At 66.9% G+C, this 17,242-nt stretch carries 16 protein-coding genes; 10 read left to right on the top strand and 6 right to left on the bottom strand.

Translation table 11 applies throughout. The annotated features are described in order from the left end of the window. Positions 1-31: 31 nt before the first annotated feature. Positions 32-373: a gamma-glutamylcyclotransferase family protein gene (locus N6H05_RS13690; protein ID WP_284110007.1), complete on the bottom strand. Its 342-nt coding sequence runs from the start codon at positions 371-373 to the stop codon at positions 32-34. A 16-nt stretch (positions 374-389) separates the two neighbouring features. Continuing rightward, entirely contained in the window at positions 390-1,787 is a 1,398-nt protein-coding gene (locus N6H05_RS13685; RefSeq protein WP_284110006.1) for an aldehyde dehydrogenase family protein, read from the bottom strand. Between the two features lie 104 nt (positions 1,788-1,891). On the opposite strand from N6H05_RS13685, the gene N6H05_RS13680 reads away from it, so the two are divergent. Further along, positions 1,892-2,251: a hypothetical protein gene (locus N6H05_RS13680; RefSeq protein ID WP_284110005.1), complete on the top strand. Its 360-nt coding sequence runs from the start codon at positions 1,892-1,894 to the stop codon at positions 2,249-2,251. Positions 2,252-2,376: 125 nt separating this feature from the next. Here the strand turns inward: N6H05_RS13680 and N6H05_RS13675 are convergent, their stop codons facing one another. Continuing rightward, positions 2,377-2,781 (bottom strand): cupin domain-containing protein, encoded by a 405-nt coding sequence (locus N6H05_RS13675; protein WP_284110004.1) that lies wholly within the window; start codon positions 2,779-2,781, stop codon positions 2,377-2,379. A 76-nt stretch (positions 2,782-2,857) separates the two neighbouring features. Between N6H05_RS13675 and N6H05_RS13670 the strand changes: the two genes are divergently transcribed. Further along, positions 2,858-5,272, top strand: coding sequence for a ribonuclease R family protein (locus tag N6H05_RS13670; protein WP_284110003.1), 2,415 nt, complete (start codon positions 2,858-2,860; stop codon positions 5,270-5,272). A gap of 188 nt (positions 5,273-5,460) precedes the next feature. Here N6H05_RS13670 and N6H05_RS13665 read toward each other — a convergent pair whose 3' ends face one another. Beyond that, on the bottom strand, positions 5,461-5,925 hold the full coding sequence (locus N6H05_RS13665; RefSeq protein WP_284110002.1) for a hypothetical protein: 465 nt from the start codon (positions 5,923-5,925) through the stop codon (positions 5,461-5,463). Positions 5,926-6,015: 90 nt separating this feature from the next. On the opposite strand from N6H05_RS13665, the gene N6H05_RS13660 reads away from it, so the two are divergent. Next, positions 6,016-6,606, top strand: a complete 591-nt coding sequence (locus N6H05_RS13660; protein ID WP_007708936.1) for an anthranilate synthase component II — start codon at positions 6,016-6,018, stop codon at positions 6,604-6,606. Between the two features lie 43 nt (positions 6,607-6,649). Here N6H05_RS13660 and N6H05_RS13655 read toward each other — a convergent pair whose 3' ends face one another. Further along, positions 6,650-8,404: a chloride channel protein gene (locus N6H05_RS13655; RefSeq protein ID WP_284110001.1), complete on the bottom strand. Its 1,755-nt coding sequence runs from the start codon at positions 8,402-8,404 to the stop codon at positions 6,650-6,652. A 146-nt stretch (positions 8,405-8,550) separates the two neighbouring features. Here N6H05_RS13655 and trpD point away from each other — a divergent pair, with 146 nt between their 5' ends. The 6 genes from trpD (at position 8,551) to N6H05_RS13625 (ending at position 13,608) form a co-directional block, all read left to right on the top strand. Then, positions 8,551-9,543 carry an anthranilate phosphoribosyltransferase gene (trpD, locus tag N6H05_RS13650; RefSeq protein WP_284110000.1) on the top strand — a complete coding sequence of 331 codons (993 nt, stop codon included), beginning with the start codon at positions 8,551-8,553 and terminating at the stop codon, positions 9,541-9,543. After that, complete coding sequence (trpC, locus tag N6H05_RS13645) at positions 9,540-10,331, top strand: indole-3-glycerol phosphate synthase TrpC (RefSeq protein WP_284109999.1); 792 nt, start codon at positions 9,540-9,542, stop codon at positions 10,329-10,331. The genes trpD and trpC overlap by 4 nt, the downstream gene beginning before the upstream one ends. Continuing rightward, positions 10,328-10,813, top strand: coding sequence for a cyclic pyranopterin monophosphate synthase MoaC (gene moaC / locus N6H05_RS13640; protein ID WP_284109998.1), 486 nt, complete (start codon positions 10,328-10,330; stop codon positions 10,811-10,813). Before trpC ends, moaC begins: the two co-directional genes overlap by 4 nt. Then, the gene (locus tag N6H05_RS13635) at positions 10,810-11,994 is read left to right on the top strand and encodes a molybdopterin molybdotransferase MoeA (RefSeq protein WP_284109997.1); all 1,185 of its coding nucleotides are present in this window, start codon (positions 10,810-10,812) and stop codon (positions 11,992-11,994) included. The genes moaC and N6H05_RS13635 overlap by 4 nt, the downstream gene beginning before the upstream one ends. 112 nt (positions 11,995-12,106) lie before the next feature. After that, positions 12,107-12,784 (top strand): transcriptional repressor LexA, encoded by a 678-nt coding sequence (gene lexA, locus N6H05_RS13630; protein WP_284109996.1) that lies wholly within the window; start codon positions 12,107-12,109, stop codon positions 12,782-12,784. 107 nt (positions 12,785-12,891) lie between these two features. Continuing rightward, a complete protein-coding gene (locus N6H05_RS13625) occupies positions 12,892-13,608 on the top strand; it encodes a nuclear transport factor 2 family protein (protein WP_284109995.1) in 717 nt (238 codons plus the stop codon). Here N6H05_RS13625 and N6H05_RS13620 read toward each other — a convergent pair. Then, a complete protein-coding gene (locus N6H05_RS13620) occupies positions 13,585-15,732 on the bottom strand; it encodes a ComEC/Rec2 family competence protein (RefSeq protein WP_284109994.1) in 2,148 nt (715 codons plus the stop codon). The two genes, N6H05_RS13625 and N6H05_RS13620, sit on opposite strands and share 24 nt — an antisense overlap. A gap of 37 nt (positions 15,733-15,769) precedes the next feature. Here N6H05_RS13620 and gltX point away from each other — a divergent pair, with 37 nt between their 5' ends. Then, positions 15,770-17,224: a glutamate--tRNA ligase gene (gene gltX, locus N6H05_RS13615; RefSeq protein WP_284109993.1), complete on the top strand. Its 1,455-nt coding sequence runs from the start codon at positions 15,770-15,772 to the stop codon at positions 17,222-17,224. Positions 17,225-17,242: the final 18 nt, after the last annotated feature.

The following is a 17,242-nucleotide window of genomic DNA, read 5'->3' as shown; positions in this document are numbered from 1 at the left end:
GACAGTCCGCCACTCATCCGAACTGGCCCGGTTAAGCCCCCTTGCCTCCATAGACGAAGGCCCGCCGTCCCGACCGCAGCAGCACTTCGCGCCGGACATAGTCGACCTCATAGGCGTCGGCGCTCGCGACATCCGCCTCGGTCAGGCGAAACAGGGTCCCTTCCACCGCATCCTCGGGATCGTCGCTCGGCTCGACCATCGGGTGCCAGCACGTGCCGCTCTTGGCGATCACGTCCGGGTCGCTGATCTCGATCAGACGCTGGCGATAGCCCGGCATCGCATCCGGCTCCCCTTGCACCAGCCGGCCGAACAGCGCCATCTGCACCTCCGCCAGCCGCAGCGTGCCATAGGAAAAGAGCAATATCTCGGTCATCACCACGCTCCTCCGCTCAGCCCAGCGCCGCGTTGACGATGCGGATCTGGGTGAACTCCTCCACCCCGGCCAGCCCCTGGTGCCGGCCGATGCCCGATTGCTTGGCGCCGCCGATCGGCACGTCGAAGGGCAGGTCGAACAATCGGTTGACCCAGACCAGCCCGCTGTCGATCCGCGCCGCCATCGCCTGCCCGCGCGCTGCATCGGCGGTCCACACCGACGCGCCCAGCCCATAGGGGCCGTCATTCACCCGGCGGACCAGTTCCGCCTCGTCATCATAGGCCAGCAGCGGGATGATCGGCCCGAACTGTTCCTCCTGCACCAGCCGTGCCTCGTCGGGCAGGTCGGTGACGATCGTCGGCGCAATATAATAGCCGCCTCCTTCCACGGGAGCGCCGCCATGCAGCACCCGCCCCTGCGCCCGCGCCTCCGCCAGCAGATCGACCAGCCGCGCATATTGCGCCGCATTCTGCACCGGGCCGATCGTCGTGCCGGCCGCCCGACCGTCGCCGACCACCGCCCGCTCCGCACATTCGACCAGCGCCGCGCCCAACGCCGGCATCAGCGCGCGCGGCGCATAGATGCGCTTGACGCCCAGGCAGACCTGCCCGGCATTGCCCATCGCCCCGTCGAACAGGATCGGCGCCACCGCCGCGACATCGGCATCGTCCAGCAGGATTGCCGGATCATTGCCGCCCAGTTCCAGCGTGAAGCGCTTCACCGTGTCGGCCGCCGCCGCCATCACCCGCCGCCCGGTCGCTGTCGATCCGGTGAAGCTGACATGGGCGATTCCCCGATGCGCGGTCAGCATCGGCCCGACATCGCCGGCATCGCCCAGCATCTGCACCACCCCCGCGGGGAAGATGTCGGCCGCCAGCGCGCCCAGCATCAATGTCGTCAGCGGCGTCGTCGGCGCCGGCTTGGCGATCACGACATTGCCCGCGATCAGCGCCGGCGCGAGCTTGAGCGCCAGCAGCAGCAGCGGATAATTCCACGGCACGATCGCCGCGACCACGCCCAGCGGATGGCGCTGCTCGACCACGCGCTCGGTCGCGCTGTCCTTCAGCACCACCGGCTCCAGCCGCAGCCCGGCATGATAGCGCAGCGCCGCCACCGCCCCCTCTATCTCGCCCCGCGCCTCGGCCAGCGGCTTGCCCTGTTCCTGCGTCAGACACGCGGCGAACTCCGCGGCCCGCCCCTCCAGCGCATCGGCCAGCGCCGCAATCCGCGCGCCACGCGCAGCAAAGTCCAGCGCGCGCCAGCCGGCAAAGGCCCGCTGCCCGGCCGCCACCGCCCGCTCCACCTGCGCCGCATCGGCACAGGGCGCGGCGGCAAAGACCTGCCCGTCCGCCGGATTGACAAGGTCGATCGCGCACGCGCCATCGACCAGCTCACCATCGATAAGAAGCTGCATCCCGCCCCTCTATCCCAGCCATGCAGTGACGCAAGCCTGTCCTACAGTGAGGCGATCAGCTAGACCCACTTCATAAGCGGCAGCGCTGTGCATCGGGGGAGTATATGCAAGCAATTCCTATTGGCGGCCTCGCCATCATGGTCATCCTTGCCTCGCTCACCGGGTGCCGGCAGCCTGTTCAAGACACTGCCACCCTGCAGGCGATCGAACGGGAAGCCAAAGCCCTGGCTGCGCAAACGCCCGCCAGCCAACAATTCGTGCCCCAAAGCCGTTGGCCACATCACATTGCGCAGCTCGACCCCATGAGCGTCACGATTTCCCCCGATGGCGTCGATATTCTGACAAAGCCCTATTTTGACGGCGGCTGGGGCTATTTCATCACGCTCGATAGCCGGAAAGGTCCGCCGTCAGGCCCACTCTTCTCCAAGATTGGCCATGATATCTACTGGTATCAGCCCGATTGATAGCCCGCATAGTCCTCGCTGCACGGCGCAGAAAAGCGAGCGGGCTTGCGCGCAACAAGATTTCCAACAATTGTTCCAAAATATCAGAATGTGCGGGAAATATGCGAAGTTAAGCGGGGGATTTCCTATTTTTCCGCCGGCGCATCGACCCGGTCGCCATGGCTTTTGGGCGTCGAATTGACCAGGAAATCGACCGGCTCGGCGCTCCTGTTCTGCGCCCGGTGCGGCACACCCGGCGGCACTTCCAGCCCCTGGCCCGCTTTGAGCACATGGGTCACCCCGCCCGCCTCCAGCGTCAGTTCGCCCGACAGGACATAGAAGAATTGCCGCGCCCGCTGGTGATAATGGCGCACTTCCGCCCCGCCCGGCACGATCCGTTCCTGGATCACCGACATCTCGTCGCGCTTCACCAGATGCCAGCCATCATTGCTGCCGCCCCAGACATAATGTTCGGCATTGGCCTTATCGATCGGCGCGATCGGGGCATCAGGTGCGGCAGCGAGCAACAGGGGGAGAAGCAATATCGTCATGCCCTTTCCAACGATCCGCCCGTCCCATCCCGCCATGCCACTGGCGCCCATGCGGCCTGCCCCCTATAGCGGAGCCATGGCATCGACCCAGAAGCAGAAGAAGGCGGCCCCGGCCCGCGCGAAAGTCCGTCCCGCCGGGTTCCCCACCCGGCAGCAGGTGATGGACTTCATCACCGAGTCAGACACCCCCGCCGGCAAGCGCGAAATCGCCAAGGCATTCGGCCTCAAGGGGCAGGAAAAGATCGCCTTGAAGGCGCTGCTCAAGGACATGGCGGACGAGGGGCTGCTCGACATCGGCCCGGCCCGCGCCTTCCACAAGATGGGCGGCGTGCCCAAGGTGACGGTGCTGCGCATCGTCGATGTCGACGACACCACCCTGATCGCCACCCCCGAACGCTGGGAGGCGGAAGGCCAGCCCGCGCCCCGCATCCGCGTGGTCGAACGCGGCAAGCGCGGCGCGCTGACGATCGGCGACCGCATCCTCGCCCGCACCGAGGAAGCAGGCAAGGGCTGGCTCGCCCATCCGATGAAGAAGCTCGCCAAGGCGACCGAGATGCTGCTCGGCGTGGTCGAGGAAATGGCCGACGGCAAGCTCTGGCTGCGCCCGGTCGACAAGCGCATCCGCAAGGATACGCCGATCAGCGACATCGGCACCGCCAAGAAGGGCGACCTGGTCCTGGCCGAGCCGACCGGCCGCCCGCCGCGGATCAGCGCGCGCGTCACCGACATTCTCGGCGATCCCTTCGCCCCGCGCAGCTTCAGCCTGATCGCCATTCACAAGCATGGCATCCCCCATGTCTTCCCCGAAGCGGTGGAGGAGGAAGCGGTCACCGCGTCGAAGCTGCCGCTGCATGAGGACAAGCGCGAGGATCTGCGCCATCTGCCGATCGTCGCGATCGACCCGGTCGATGCCCGCGACCATGACGATGCCGTCTGGGCCGCGCCGGACGAAGACCCAACCAATGAAGGCGGCTACAAGGCGATCGTCGCGATCGCCGATGTCAGCTACTATGTCCGCCCCGGCAACGCGCTCGACCGCGAAGCCCGCAAGCGCGGCAACAGCGTCTATTTCCCCGACCTGGTCGTGCCGATGCTGCCGCATCAGCTGTCGTCCGACATGTGTTCGCTGCGCGCCGGGCAGGACCGCGCCGCCATGGCCTGCCATCTGGTGATCGATGCGCAGGGCAAGGTGAAGAGCTTCCGCTTCTCCCGCGCCATCATCCGCGTCGCCGCCGTCCTCGCCTATGAAAATGCGCAGGCGGCGATCGATGCTTTTTCTTCCGTTCGCCCTGAGCCTGTCGAAGGGCAGGGCCGAGCCGAAGGTGAGGCTGCTTCGCCTGCGGCTCAGCAAGCGGCTTCGACTTCGCTCAGCCCGAACGGAGTGGATCTGGTGGAACATGCCCTGAAACCGCTCTGGGCCTGTTGGGCGCTACTGCGCAAGGCCCGCGAAAAGCGCGACCCGCTCGCGCTCGACCTGCCCGAACGGCGCGTCGTCCTCGACGAATGGGGCAAGATCGTCAGCGTCGCCGTGCGCGAACGGCTCGACGCCCATATGCTGATCGAGGATTATATGATCGCCGCCAACGTCGCCGCCGCCAAGGCGCTGGAAGCGAAGAAGGCGCCGGTCATGTATCGCGTCCATGAAACGCCGGGCCGCGACAAGCTGGTCGCGCTCAAGGAATATCTCGCCACCTTCGACATCGACTTCGCGCTCGGCCAGGTGATCCGCCCGTCCACCTTTAACCAGCTGATCAAGAAGGTCGGCGAGTCGGAGGAGAAGGAGCAGATCATGACCCAGATCCTGCGCTCCCAGACCCAGGCCTATTATGCGCCGCAGAATATGGGGCATTTCGGCCTGGCGCTCGGCAGCTACGCCCATTTCACCTCGCCCATCCGCCGCTATGCCGACCTTCTGGTCCATCGCGCGCTGGTCGGCGCCTATGATCTCGAACTGCCCGCGCCCAAGGACAGGGCGATCCCCGACCGCTCCTCCCTCAGCCAGGAGGATTATGAGAATATGGGCCGGGTCGGCGAGATGATCTCGGGCCATGAACGCCGCGCGATGGAGGCGGAGCGCGAGACGATCGACCGCTATGTCGCCGCCTTCCTGTCGACCCATGTCGGCGAGGTGGTGAAGGCACGGATCACCGGGGTCCAGAATTTCGGCTTCTTCGCCACGGTCGAGGGGCTGGGCGGCGACGGCCTCGTGCCGGTCTCGACGCTGGGCGCCGAACATTTCTTCTTCGACGAAGCGGGCAAGGCGCTGCAGGGCGTCGAAAGCGGCGACCGCTATACGGTCGGCCAGCGGCTGGAACTGCGTCTGGCCGAAGCCGACCCGATCAACGGCGCGCTGCGCTTCGAACTGCCCGACAATCCGGCCCCGCGCGGCGGCCCGCTCAAGCGCGACCGCACCCGCCCGAAAATTCACCGCGGCCGCCCCACCAACATCCGCCACATCGGCAGCAGCCGGGGCAAGTACAAGAAGCGGTGAAGGGTGCGCGGCGGAGCGCTGCCGCCACCGCCCACATCATCATCCCTGCTTTTTTTTTACCGTCATCCCCGCGAAGGCGGGGATCCATCTCCCACCATAGCCCCAGCTGCGAGGTCCGAGGATGGATTACCTGCGATGCGCTGCGCGCCCCGCCTTCGCGGGAATGACATCAACAGCGTTGAAGGTCTTTATGCCTCGCCGTTGCAGCCAATCCTCACCACACGCTTCTGCTGAACATCATATTCCAGACTGACCTGACTGCAGCCCCCGTCATTCATGTAGGGCAGTTCTTTCTCGCTGGAAAACCATCGGCTCTCACCCGCCTTTGCCTGGCCATCGTTAATTGCACGCTGCATGTCGGAAATGCCCGTCATTTCCTGCTCCGAACAAGGGCGGGATGCCATATTGGCCAGCATCACTTCACACCCCTCGTCACGCTCTTCTGTGCCAATCGGAATGAGATAGATGCCCGTCACGATACCAGCCTCCTTGAAGGCATAGTTTCGGCCATAGTCGGCGAGCTTGGCCGCTCCCTCTGGCAGCTTTACTTGCTTCTCGATCTGCGCAGCCAGCATCGTTTGCCGATCGAGGCCGGCGCGATCGCAACTGGCCAGTCCCAGGAGGCATATCGAGATCAGCAGTCGTTTCATCATGCGATCAATTGAACGACATCGCCCTCTCTTTGCCAAGCGGCAATCATCGGCCTTCCCCCCATCGTCATCCGCGCCTATAGGCTGTGTCCCATGATCCTCGTCATCGACAATTATGACAGCTTCACCTGGAACCTGGTCCATTATCTGATGGAGCTGGGCGCCAAGGTAGAGGTCGTGCGCAACGACGCCATCTCGGCGGGCCAGGCCCTGTCGAGCGGGGCCAAGGCCTTCCTTCTGTCGCCCGGTCCCTGCACCCCCAATGAGGCCGGTGTCAGCCTGGATCTGGTCGCGGCCTGCGCCGATGCCGGCGCGCCGCTGCTGGGCGTGTGCCTGGGCCATCAGGCGATCGGCCAGCATTTCGGCGGCAAGGTGGTCCGCGGCGGGCTGATGCACGGCAAGACCTCGCCGGTGCGCCATGACGGCACCGGCCTGTTCGCCGGCCTCCCCTCGCCCTTCACGGCGACCCGCTATCACTCGCTGATCGTCGAGGATATTCCGGCCGATCTGGTGGTCAACGCGACCAGCGAGGACGGATCGGTCATGGGCTTCCGCCACGCGACCCTGCCGATCCATTCGGTCCAGTTCCACCCGGAAAGCATCGCGACCGAACATGGCCATGACATGCTGGCCAATTTCATGAAGATCGCCGGCATCCCGGTCCGCGAGCGCGAAGCGGCGTAAGGCCGCTGCTTGGGGCGGGCTGCGTTCAGTGCGGCACAGCCCCTTATCCTTCTCCGAACAACGCCCGCTGCGAGCTTTCGATCTCCTCGAAATAGCGCCGCCGCGCATGTTTCTCGGTCAGCACGCCCAGCACCAGCCCGCTTTCGTCCACCACTACCAACTCGTCCGCCGTAGCCTTGTCGAACAAAGGCAGGATCGCGCGGATATCCGCATCGGCCCGCAATGAGATATCGGCCATCGTTGCCAGCGGCGCGATCGGCGCATCCTCCGCCAGTTCGGGGCGATAGGCCGCAGCCGTCGGCACGATGCCGAGATAGCCGCCCGCGCCGTCAATCATGATCGCCTTGCTCGCCGACCCCAGCGGCACCAGCGCGCGGAACTGGCCGACGCTCATCGTATCGGGCACCGACACCCAGTCGCGCCGCATCATCCGCCCGGCGGTCAGGTTCATCACCCAGCCAATGTCGCGCGGGCTGCGGATGGTCGATCCGCGCAGATGTAGCCGCCAGGTGGAGAAGGAGTAACCGAACATTTCCCGCGTCACCGCGCTCGACAGCAGCGACGCGGTCAGCACCACGCCCATCAGCTGGAAATCATGGGTCGTCTCCAGCATCAGCAGCCCCAGCGTCATCGGCCCGCCGACGATCGCGACGCTGAGTGCTGCCATCCCCACCAACGCCGCATCATTGGGGTCGAGCGACCAGCCGATCCCGACAAGGTCGACCAGCTGCGCGAAAATCTGCCCCGCCAGCGATCCCAGGAACAAGGACGCAAAGAAGAGCCCGCCGCGAAAGCCGAAGCTCAGCGAAATCACCGACGCCGCGATCTTGAGGCACAGGATCATCAACAGCACCGTCCAGTCGGGCAGCAGGATGAGGTTGAGGTGCAGCGCGCCATGCCCGGCCGACAAGGTCTGCGGCGTCAGCCAGGCGAGCGGCATCAGCAGCAGGCCGCCGATCACCGGCCGCCACCGCCCCGGCCAGGTCCAGCCCTGCACCCGCATCTCGGCAAAGGTCACCATCCGCATGATGAGGATGCCCAGCCCCGCGCAGAGCAGGCCCAGCAGCGCGTAGAGAAGATAGTCCGCCGTCCCCAATATCCGGTCCGCCGTGGTCGCGATCAGCCAGGGCTCGACGCCCAGCGCGCGCGTCACGAAGGCGGCGCTCAGGGCAGCCGCCACCACCGGCGCGATCGCGGCCGGCGTATAATGGCCGATCACGATCTCGAACGCATAGAAGGCGCCGGCCAGCGGTGCGCCGAAGGCCGCCCCCACGCCTGCCCCCGCGCCCGCCCCGACCAAGGTGCGCAGATCGTTGCGCCGCAGCTTCAGCCATTGCCCCAGCAGCGATGCGACGCCGCCGCCCATCTGCGCATAGGCCGCCTCCAGTCCGACCGAGGCGCCAGCCCCGTTCGACAGCACCGTCTGCCCGGCAATCACCAGATTGTCGGCCATCGGGATGCGCCCGCCATGCAGCGCATTGGCCTCCACCACGTCGATCAGCGGCCGTTGTCGGCGGCGCAGGAGCCGCGCCAGCAGCACCAGCGCCAGCCCGCCCAGCGGCAGGCCGAGCAATCGCCAAGGATGGCGGATTTCGCCCAGCGCGCTCAGCCGGTTGATGCTGACGCCATAGAGCAGTTCCTGAATGCCGTGCGCCATCAGCTGCAACAGGTTGGTGATCAGCCCCGCCGCCACGCCCGCCAGTATGGCGAGCAGGATGAAGGCCGCCTCGCTCTCGCGCAACCGGCGGCGTTGGCGGATGGCAAGGCTCCAGAACAGGGTCGACCAGGAACGACGCATGGCTTTCCCGACAACGCCCCTTTGGCGCCCACGTCAAGCCCCACCCGTCAAGCCAATTGCCGGACCACGCAACAAAATTCCAATTGGCGGGCAAATAGCATGTCGCCCTCGACTTTCGCGCGTGGCCGGGACTAAAGGCTTGGCCCATGACCCTGTTGCCCGATCCCAGCGCGCCCCTGGCCGCCGACGAAGCCGCCCGCGCCTTCGACCTGCTGTTCGACGCCGACCTGTCGGACGAGGCGATTGCCGGCTTCCTCGTCACCATGGCGCGGCGCGGCGAGACCGCGACGGAGATCGCCGCCGCCGCCCGTGCGATGCGCGCCCGGATGATCCCGGTCGACGCCCCCAACGGCACGATCGACGTCTGCGGCACCGGCGGCGACGGCCATCATACGCTCAACGTCTCGACCGCCGTCAGCCTGGTGGTCGCGGCCGCCGGCGTGCCGGTCGCCAAGCATGGCAATCGCGCTGCCTCGTCCAAGGCGGGGGCCGCCGACACGCTCGAAGCGCTGGGCCTTGATCTCGATCGCGCGGCCGCCACGGCGGAAGCGACGCTCAAGGATCTGGGCATCTGCTTCCTGTTCGCGCAAAATTATCATCCAGCGCTCAAGCGCCTCGGCCCGATCCGCCGGTCGATCGGCGAACGCACAATCTTCAACCTGATGGGGCCGCTCGCCAATCCCGCCAATGTCCGCCGCCAACTGGTCGGCATCGCCCGCCCCGCTTACGTCCCCATCTATGCCGATGCGCTGGGTCAGCTGGGCGCCACCCATGCGATGATCGTGTCGGGCGACGAGGGGCTCGACGAACTCTCGCTCGCCGGCGGCAACGACATTGCCGAGGTGACGGCCGACGGCGTGGTCGCGATGCGCCGCCTGACCGCTGCGGACCTCGGCCTCTCGACCCATCCCGTCACCGCCATTCGCGGCGGCGACCCGGCCCATAATGCTGCGGCGCTGCGCGCCCTGCTCCAGGGCGAGGCCGGCGCCTACCGCGACGCCGTGCTGCTCAACGCCGCCGCCGCTCTGGTGGTGGCTGACGCTGCCCATGATTTCCAGGAGGGCGTCGAACAGGCCGCCGAAGCGATCGACAACGGCCTTGCCAACGCGCTCCTCAATTGCTGGATTGCCTATCAATGACTAACAAGCTCATCGAAATCTGCGATTTCAAGCGCGAGGATGTCGCCCGCCGCAAGGCCGCGACCACGATCGCATCGCTCCACGCCCGCGCCAGCGAGCAGACCCCGCCGCGCGGCTTTCGCAGGGCGCTGGACGATGCCGCCCGCTCGGGCTTCGGCCTGATCGCCGAGGTGAAGAAGGCCAGCCCGTCCAAGGGGCTGATCCGCGCCGATTTCGATCCGCCGGCCCATGCGGTGGCCTATGCCGCCGGCGGCGCCGCCTGCCTTTCGGTGCTGACCGACGAGCCCTATTTCCAGGGCCATGACGATTATCTGATGGCCGCCCGTTCAGCCTGCGCCCTGCCGGTGCTGCGCAAGGATTTCATCGTCGATCCCTGGCAGATCCTCGAAAGCCGCGCGCTCGGCGCCGACGCGATCCTGATCATCGTCGCAGCACTGGACGACAGCCAGATGCAGGAGATCGAGGATGCCGCGCTCGGCCTTGGTATGGATGCCCTGATCGAGGTGCATGACGAGGCCGAACTGGAGCGCGCGCTCAAGCTCCGCTCGCGCCTGATCGGCGTCAACAACCGCGACCTGCGCGATTTCAGCGTCGATTTCGCCCGCACCTATGAACTGGTCGGCAAGGCGCCCGACGGCTGCACCTTCGTCGCCGAAAGCGGCCTTGGTTCCCATGCCGACCTTACCGCCATGGCCGATCATGGCGTGCGCTGCTTCCTGGTCGGCGAAACCCTGATGCGCCAGGCCGATGTCGAGGCCGCGACCCGTACCCTGCTGACAGGCGCATGACCGGCCTCACCCATCTGGACGAAGACGGCGCCGCCCGCATGGTCGATGTCTCGGCCAAGGCCGTGACAACGCGCGAAGCGGTGGCCGCCGGGCGCGTCACCATGGCGGCCGATGCCGCGCAGGCGATCGCCGCCGGCCTCGTCAAGAAGGGCGATGTGCTGGCCGTTGCCCGTGTCGCCGGTATCATGGCGGCCAAGCGCACCGCCGAACTGATCCCGCTCTGCCATCCGATCCCGCTGAGCGCCGTCACCATCGACTTTGCCCTGCACGACGACGGCGTCACCGTCACCGCGACCGCGCGCACCGCCGGCCAGACCGGGGTGGAGATGGAGGCGCTGACCGCCGCGACCGCCGCGCTCCTGACCATCTATGACATGGCCAAGGCGCTCGATAAGGGCATGATAATCGGCGAGGTTCGCCTGCTCGCCAAGCGCGGCGGCAAGTCGGGCGACTGGACCGCACCGGAGCATGCCAGCCGATGAGCCTGATGCCGGTCGCGGACGCGCAGGCGCGGCTCCTTGCCCTTGCCGATCCGTTGCCGGCCGAACTTGTGTCCGTCGCCGCTTGTGCCGGCCGCTGGCTCGCCACCGACATCAGCGCACTCCGCGACCAGCCCTGGGCCGATCTTTCCGCGATGGACGGCTATGCCGTGCGCGCATCCGAAGGCGCCGGGCCGTGGCAGTTGGTCGCCACCAGCAGCGCCGGCGATGCCGATATCCCGGCCCTGCAACCGGGCCAGGCTTGCCGTATCTTCACCGGCGCGCCCTTGCCGGCCGGCGCCGACGCCATATTGATCCAGGAAAATGCCACCCGCGATGGCGACAAGCTATCCGCCCATGACGGTGCCCTGACGCCCGGCAAGCATGTCCGCCCGCTCGGCTCCGATTTCCGCGCGGGCACGCCGCTGGTCAGTGCCGGCAGCCGCCTCACGCCGGGCCGAATCGCACTTGCGGTGCTGGGCGGCCATGGCAGCCTGCCCGTCGGCGCCCGGCCCCGCATCGCCCTACTCTCGACCGGTAATGAACTTGTTCCCCCAGGCGCGCCGACGCCGCCGGGCTATCTCCCCTCCTCCAACGCGCCGATGCTCGCCGCCCTGCTCGCCGCCCTGCCCTGCGACGTGATCGACCTTGGCATCGTGCCCGACGATCTTGGCGCCATGACGCAGGCGCTGAAACAGGCGGCGCAGGCTGACATCATCGTCTCGACCGGCGGTGCCTCGGTCGGCGACCATGACTATGTCCGCCCCGCCTTCGCGGCCGCCGGCGGCACGCTCGATTTCTACAAGATCGCGATGCGGCCGGGCAAACCGCTGATGGCGGGACGCCTCGGCAATGCAATCTTTCTCGGCCTGCCGGGCAACCCGGTCTCCGCCTTCGTCACCGGCACGCTGTTCCTCTGTCCGCTGGTCCGCCATCTCGCCGGATCGCGCGCGCCATTGCCGCCGGTCGTGCAGGCCCGCCTTGCCGCGCCGCTCGGTGCGACGGCCGAACGCGACGATTATCTGCGGGCGTATCGCGGGGCTGACGGCATCGTCTCGGTCACCGCGCAGGACAGCGCCGCCACCGCCGCCATGGCGCTGGCCGACTGCCTGATCCGCCGCCCGGCCGGCTCAGCCCCCGCCATTGCCGGCGACATGGTGGACATCATCCCCCTGACCGCCTGACTATCTGACTGCCTGACGACCGGGCCGGCAAAAGCGGCGCATGGCTTAACGCGCTTGACTTGCCCCTTTCCGTTTCCTATGCGTTCTTCATTCGTTCCATGGAGGACCGCCGATGTTGACGCCCAAGCAGCAGGAATTGCTGAGCTTCATTCAGACCCGGCTGGAAGAAGGCGGCGTGTCCCCTTCGTTCGAGGAGATGAAGGACGCGCTCGACCTGCGCTCCAAGTCCGGCATCCACCGGCTGATCAATGCGCTGGAGGAGCGAGGCTTCATCCGCCGCCTGCCCAACCGCGCCCGCGCGCTCGAAGTGCTCAAGCTGCCCGACGCGATGCATCGCGCGCCGGCTCCGGCCATTCCGACGCCCAAGATATCGGCGCCCGCCGTGCTGCTGCCGACCGCCGCCAATGACGTGATCGAAATCCCGCTGCACGGCCGCATCGCCGCCGGCGTGCCGATCGAGGCGATGGAAAGCCACACCATGCTCTCCGTCCCCGCCGCCTTGCTCGGCTCGGGCGATCATTATGCGCTCGAAGTGTCGGGGGATTCGATGATGGAGGCCGGCATTCTCGACGGCGACTTCGCGCTGATCCAGCGCACCGATGTCGCGCGCGAGGGCCAGATCGTCGTCGCCCTGATCGACGACGCTGAAGCCACGCTCAAATATTTCCGCCGCGAAGGCAGCCGGGTTCGGCTCGATCCCGCCAATGCCGCCTATGAACCGCAGATCTACGATTCGCGCCAGGTCCGCATCCAGGGCAAGCTCGCCGGGCTGCTGCGCCGCTACAACTGACCCGGTGAGCGGCGGACCAGCGTTCCGCCGCTTCCGACTTGCAATCCCGCATGGGCAGCCCGCTGCAACCATGATAGCATGGCGCCGCGTTACAGGGGGTCTGGCCCATGTCCTATTTGCGCTCCATCTGTCCGGCCATCATCCTGCTATGTGCCTCTCCTGCGTTCGCGCAGGATAACGAACAGACCCTTGCCCCTTTCCGCAGCCTGATCGAAACGCGCCTGGCCGCGCTCAAGAGCGGCGACATCCCCAAATATATGGCGATGCTCGACAAGGATTATGTCGTCGTTTCCGATCTGGGCGAGCGCCGCACCCGCGCCGACCTGCCCGCCTATCTGCCGACCATCTCCAACCCGGCGCGCACCTATGCCATCCAGTCGATCCACGCCCGCATCCTCGACGACATCGCTCTGGTCGATGCCGAAATCCGCGAGGACATGGCCGATGCCGTCGGCGGCTGGCACGAAAGCGATATCTTCGTGCGTCAGGGCGGCCGCTGGCTCTATCTGCACCGGCAGGACAGTTCGATCCTCTACCCGCCCACCCCCGTGCCCGCCGATACCGACCCTCTCGACGCTTATGTCGGCCAATATCGCTCGGCCGCCGGCCTGACGGACTTCATCACCGCGCGCGACGGCACGCTCTACGGCCAATCGACGTCACAGGATGCGCCGACTGCCCTGATCCATGTCGGTCCGGGCGCCTTCGCCATCCCCGGCGGCGCGGACCTGCTGGTCTTCACCCGGTCGCCCACCGGCGCGGTGACCGGCCTGATCGGTCACCTCACCAGCGGCCAGATATCAACCTCCGCCAAACTGCCCTGACACCCGCCGCCGCGCCGCCGGTCGCACGATCCAGGGATGCGCGTCGCCGGGCCGATGGACGGTGTGAACTTTGCCGCCTTCAAGGCCAATCGACAGGCCCCCGGTGCGCGATAGCAGCCGGCGGTCGATCTTCATCCAGCGCGGCCGGCACCACCGGGGCAGGCCCCGGTCGCTGATGACGATATCGGCCGCCGCGCAGTCCCGCTCCATTATCGGCCTATCGACCAGCATCGCATTGCGCGTCACCAGCAAGCGCCAGTCGCGGCCGCCCCGTGGCAACGTCACCGCACATAGATCAGTCGAACAGCGCGCCTGAGGCATCTTAGCGATCGCCTCCAGCGTCCCGTCATAGCCCGCGCTCTCGCTCAGCACGTCGCGGACATAGTCGCCCGCCCCCTCGCGCAGCAGCGCCATCGTCCCCGCCGGCGTCCGCACCGCGACATGCCGCCCATCGCCCGTCACCACGATATCGGGCGGCGTCAGCAGCGCGATGCCGATCAGGCCGATCGCCACCGGCCCCAACCCCAGCCAGCGCCAGCGACTACGCCAGAGCAGGCACCACAGACCACCAACGACAATGATCCCGAAAATCCAGCCCGGCACCGCCGGCGCCAGCATCACCGCCATCGGGCTCGCCGCCACGCCATGCGCCACCGCCAGCAACAGCGCGATCGCCTTAGCCGTGAGCCACCAGAAGGGCGCGCCCAGCCCGACGAGGTCGAAGCCCAGCGCCAGCGCCTCCAGCGGCATGATGACGAAGGTGGTGAGCGGGATCGCGACCAGATTGGCCACCGCGCCGAGCAAACCTGCCTTGTGAAAATGGAAAAGGGCGATCGGCGCCAGCACCAGTTCGATGGCAAGCCCCGTCAACAGCATTGCCGCCACCGTCCGCCCGGCCTTGCGCGACCAAGGCTCGTCCCGCGCCATCGCAAACGCCTTGAACCGCCGATGTTCGCCCAGCGCCACCAGCGCGACCACGGCGGCAAAGCTCATCTGGAAGCTCGGGCCGATCAGCGCCTCGGGCCAGAAGGCCAGCACCACCAGTGCCCCGGTCGCCACCAGCCGCAAAGTAATCGCCTCGCGCCCCAGCGCCAGCCCGCCCAGCACCAGCAGCGCCGCGACACAGGATCGCACCGTCGGCACCTCCGCCCCGGTCAGCAGCGTATAGCCGATCCCCGCCAACGCGCCGCCGGTCGCCGCGATCAGCATCAGCGGCCAGTCCAGCGCCGCGCGGGGGATCAGCGCCAGCAAGCGCAACAACAGGAATATCACCGCCCCGACCAGCGCCGTCACATGCAGCCCGCTGATCGACAGCAGATGGGCAAGGCCACTGCGCCGCATCGCCTCCGCATCCGCTTCGGCAATCGCGCCCTGGTCGCCGGTCGCCAGCGCTACCGCAATCCCCGCCGGTGCGCCCGCCACCTGCCCGCTGATATGATCGAACAGTCGCGCCCGCAGCGTCGGCCCCTCGCGCGCCTGCTCCACCATTTCGACCGGCGCCAGCGCCCGCCCGGTCGCCCCGATCCCCTGGAAATAGGCGCGTCGCGCAAAATCGAACGCGCCAGGCACGCTCGGCGGCGCGGGCGGCATCAGCCGCACGCGAAAGCGCAGCACCGCCCCCTTGCCCAGCCCTTCGGGCACGTCCGCCTCCGCGATATTCACCCGGATCGCCGCGGGCAGCGCCGGCGCCGCGATCGGCCGCAGGCCCACCCGCACCATCTGTTGCGCCGGCAGCTTGGCCACCGCCGTCACCTGTCCCGTCACCTGTACGAATATGGGACGCGCCAGCGGCGGCTGACCCAGCCATGTCGCCTTGCCCCAGACCAGCAGGCAACCGACGCAGGCGAGCAGCCCGCCCGCCACCAGCATGTGCCGCAATCGCGCGCCCACCGGCAGCAATAGTGCCAGACAGGCCAGCCCCAGCGCCCCGCAGCAACAGGCCAGCCAATGTGCCGGCCCCGGCAGCACGAACCAGCCGGCAATGCCCGCGCCCAGCGCTACCGGCACCCACAAGGCGAGCTGTTCGCGCTCCACCTCCAGCCATTGTTCGATCCGCGCAAATCCATTGTGCGCAATACGCACCGTCCTGCGCCCAACGGACGTTTGTCGTGGCTCAAAAGCCATGCTAGGGGGCGTCGCATCCATGGATCAGGCAGGAAGAATGTCAGCGAATATGACGGCAAGTGCAACGGGATTGAACAAGCAGGTGGTGACCCGTTTCGCCCCGTCGCCAACGGGCTTCCTGCATATTGGCGGCGCCCGCACCGCGCTGTTCAACTGGCTGTTTGCGCGCCATCATGGCGGCAAGTTCCTGCTCCGCATCGAGGATACGGATCGCGCCCGCTCCACCGAGGAAGCCGTGGCCGCCATCTTCGACGGCCTGGAATGGCTGAACCTGGGTGGCGATGAGCCGGCGGTGTTCCAGTTCGAGCGCACCCCGCGCCATGCCGAGGTCGCCAACCAGCTGCTCGCCAATGGCCATGCCTATCGCTGCTATGCGACGCAGGAAGAGCTGGCCGAACTGCGCGAACAGCAGCGCGCCGCCAAGCAGCCGATGCGCTATGACGGCCGCTGGCGCGATCGTTCGCCGGAGGAAGCGCCCGAAGGCGCGCCCTTCGTCATCCGTATCAAGGCCCCTCGGACCGGCGAAACGGTGATCGAGGATGCGGTGCAGGGCCGCGTCGTGGTGCAGAATGCCGAACTGGACGACATGATCCTGCTACGGTCGGACGGCACCCCCACTTATATGCTGGCCGTGGTGGTCGACGACCATGACATGGGCGTCACCCATGTCATCCGTGGCGACGATCATCTCAACAACGCCTTCCGCCAGCTGGCGATCATCAAGGCGATGGGCTGGGAAGAGCCGGTCTATGGCCATATCCCGCTGATTCACGGGTCGGACGGCGCGAAGCTGTCGAAGCGCCACGGTGCGCTCGGCGTCGACGCCTATCGCGACGAGATGGGGATGCTGCCCGAAGCGGTGCTCAACTATCTGCTGCGCCTGGGTTGGGGTCATGGCGATGAAGAGATCATCTCGATCGAGCGCGCCATCGAACTGTTCGATATCGACGGCGTCGGCCGCTCGCCCTCGCGCTTCGACATCAAGAAGCTGGAAAATCTGAACGGCCATTATCTACGCGAGGCTGACGAGGCGCGCTTGGCCGCTCTGGTCGCCCCGCGCGTTGAGTCGCGTCTTGATACGCAACTGAATGACGCCCAGCGCGATATTTTGACCCAGGCGATGGTTTCGCTCAAGCCGCGGGCCAAGACGCTTAACGAAATTGCAGAAGGCGCGGAGTTTCTGTTCAAATCTTGCCCGCTCGATTTTGACGAGAAGGCGTCTGCTCTGCTAGATGAACCCGCGCGTGAGCTGCTGAAAAAGACAGCCGACGCTCTCCAGCCCGTCCAGTCCTGGACGGTTGAAGCGATCGATGAAGTGATACGCCGCGTGGCAGAGGATGCGGGGCTTGGCCTGGGCAAGGTGGCACAACCGCTTCGTGCGGCGCTCACCGGGCGCACGGTCTCGCCGGGTATTTTTGATGTCCTCTTCCTTCTGGGGAAAGAGGAAAGCTTGAAGCGACTGACCGCCGCAGGGCACGCGGTGGCCGGTTGACGGCAGTTAAGGAGAAAA

This window comes from Sphingobium sp. WTD-1, assembly GCF_030128825.1.
In the GTDB taxonomy this organism is placed as follows: Bacteria; Pseudomonadota; Alphaproteobacteria; order Sphingomonadales; family Sphingomonadaceae; genus Sphingobium.
This window is presented reverse-complemented; position numbering and strand designations above follow the sequence as displayed.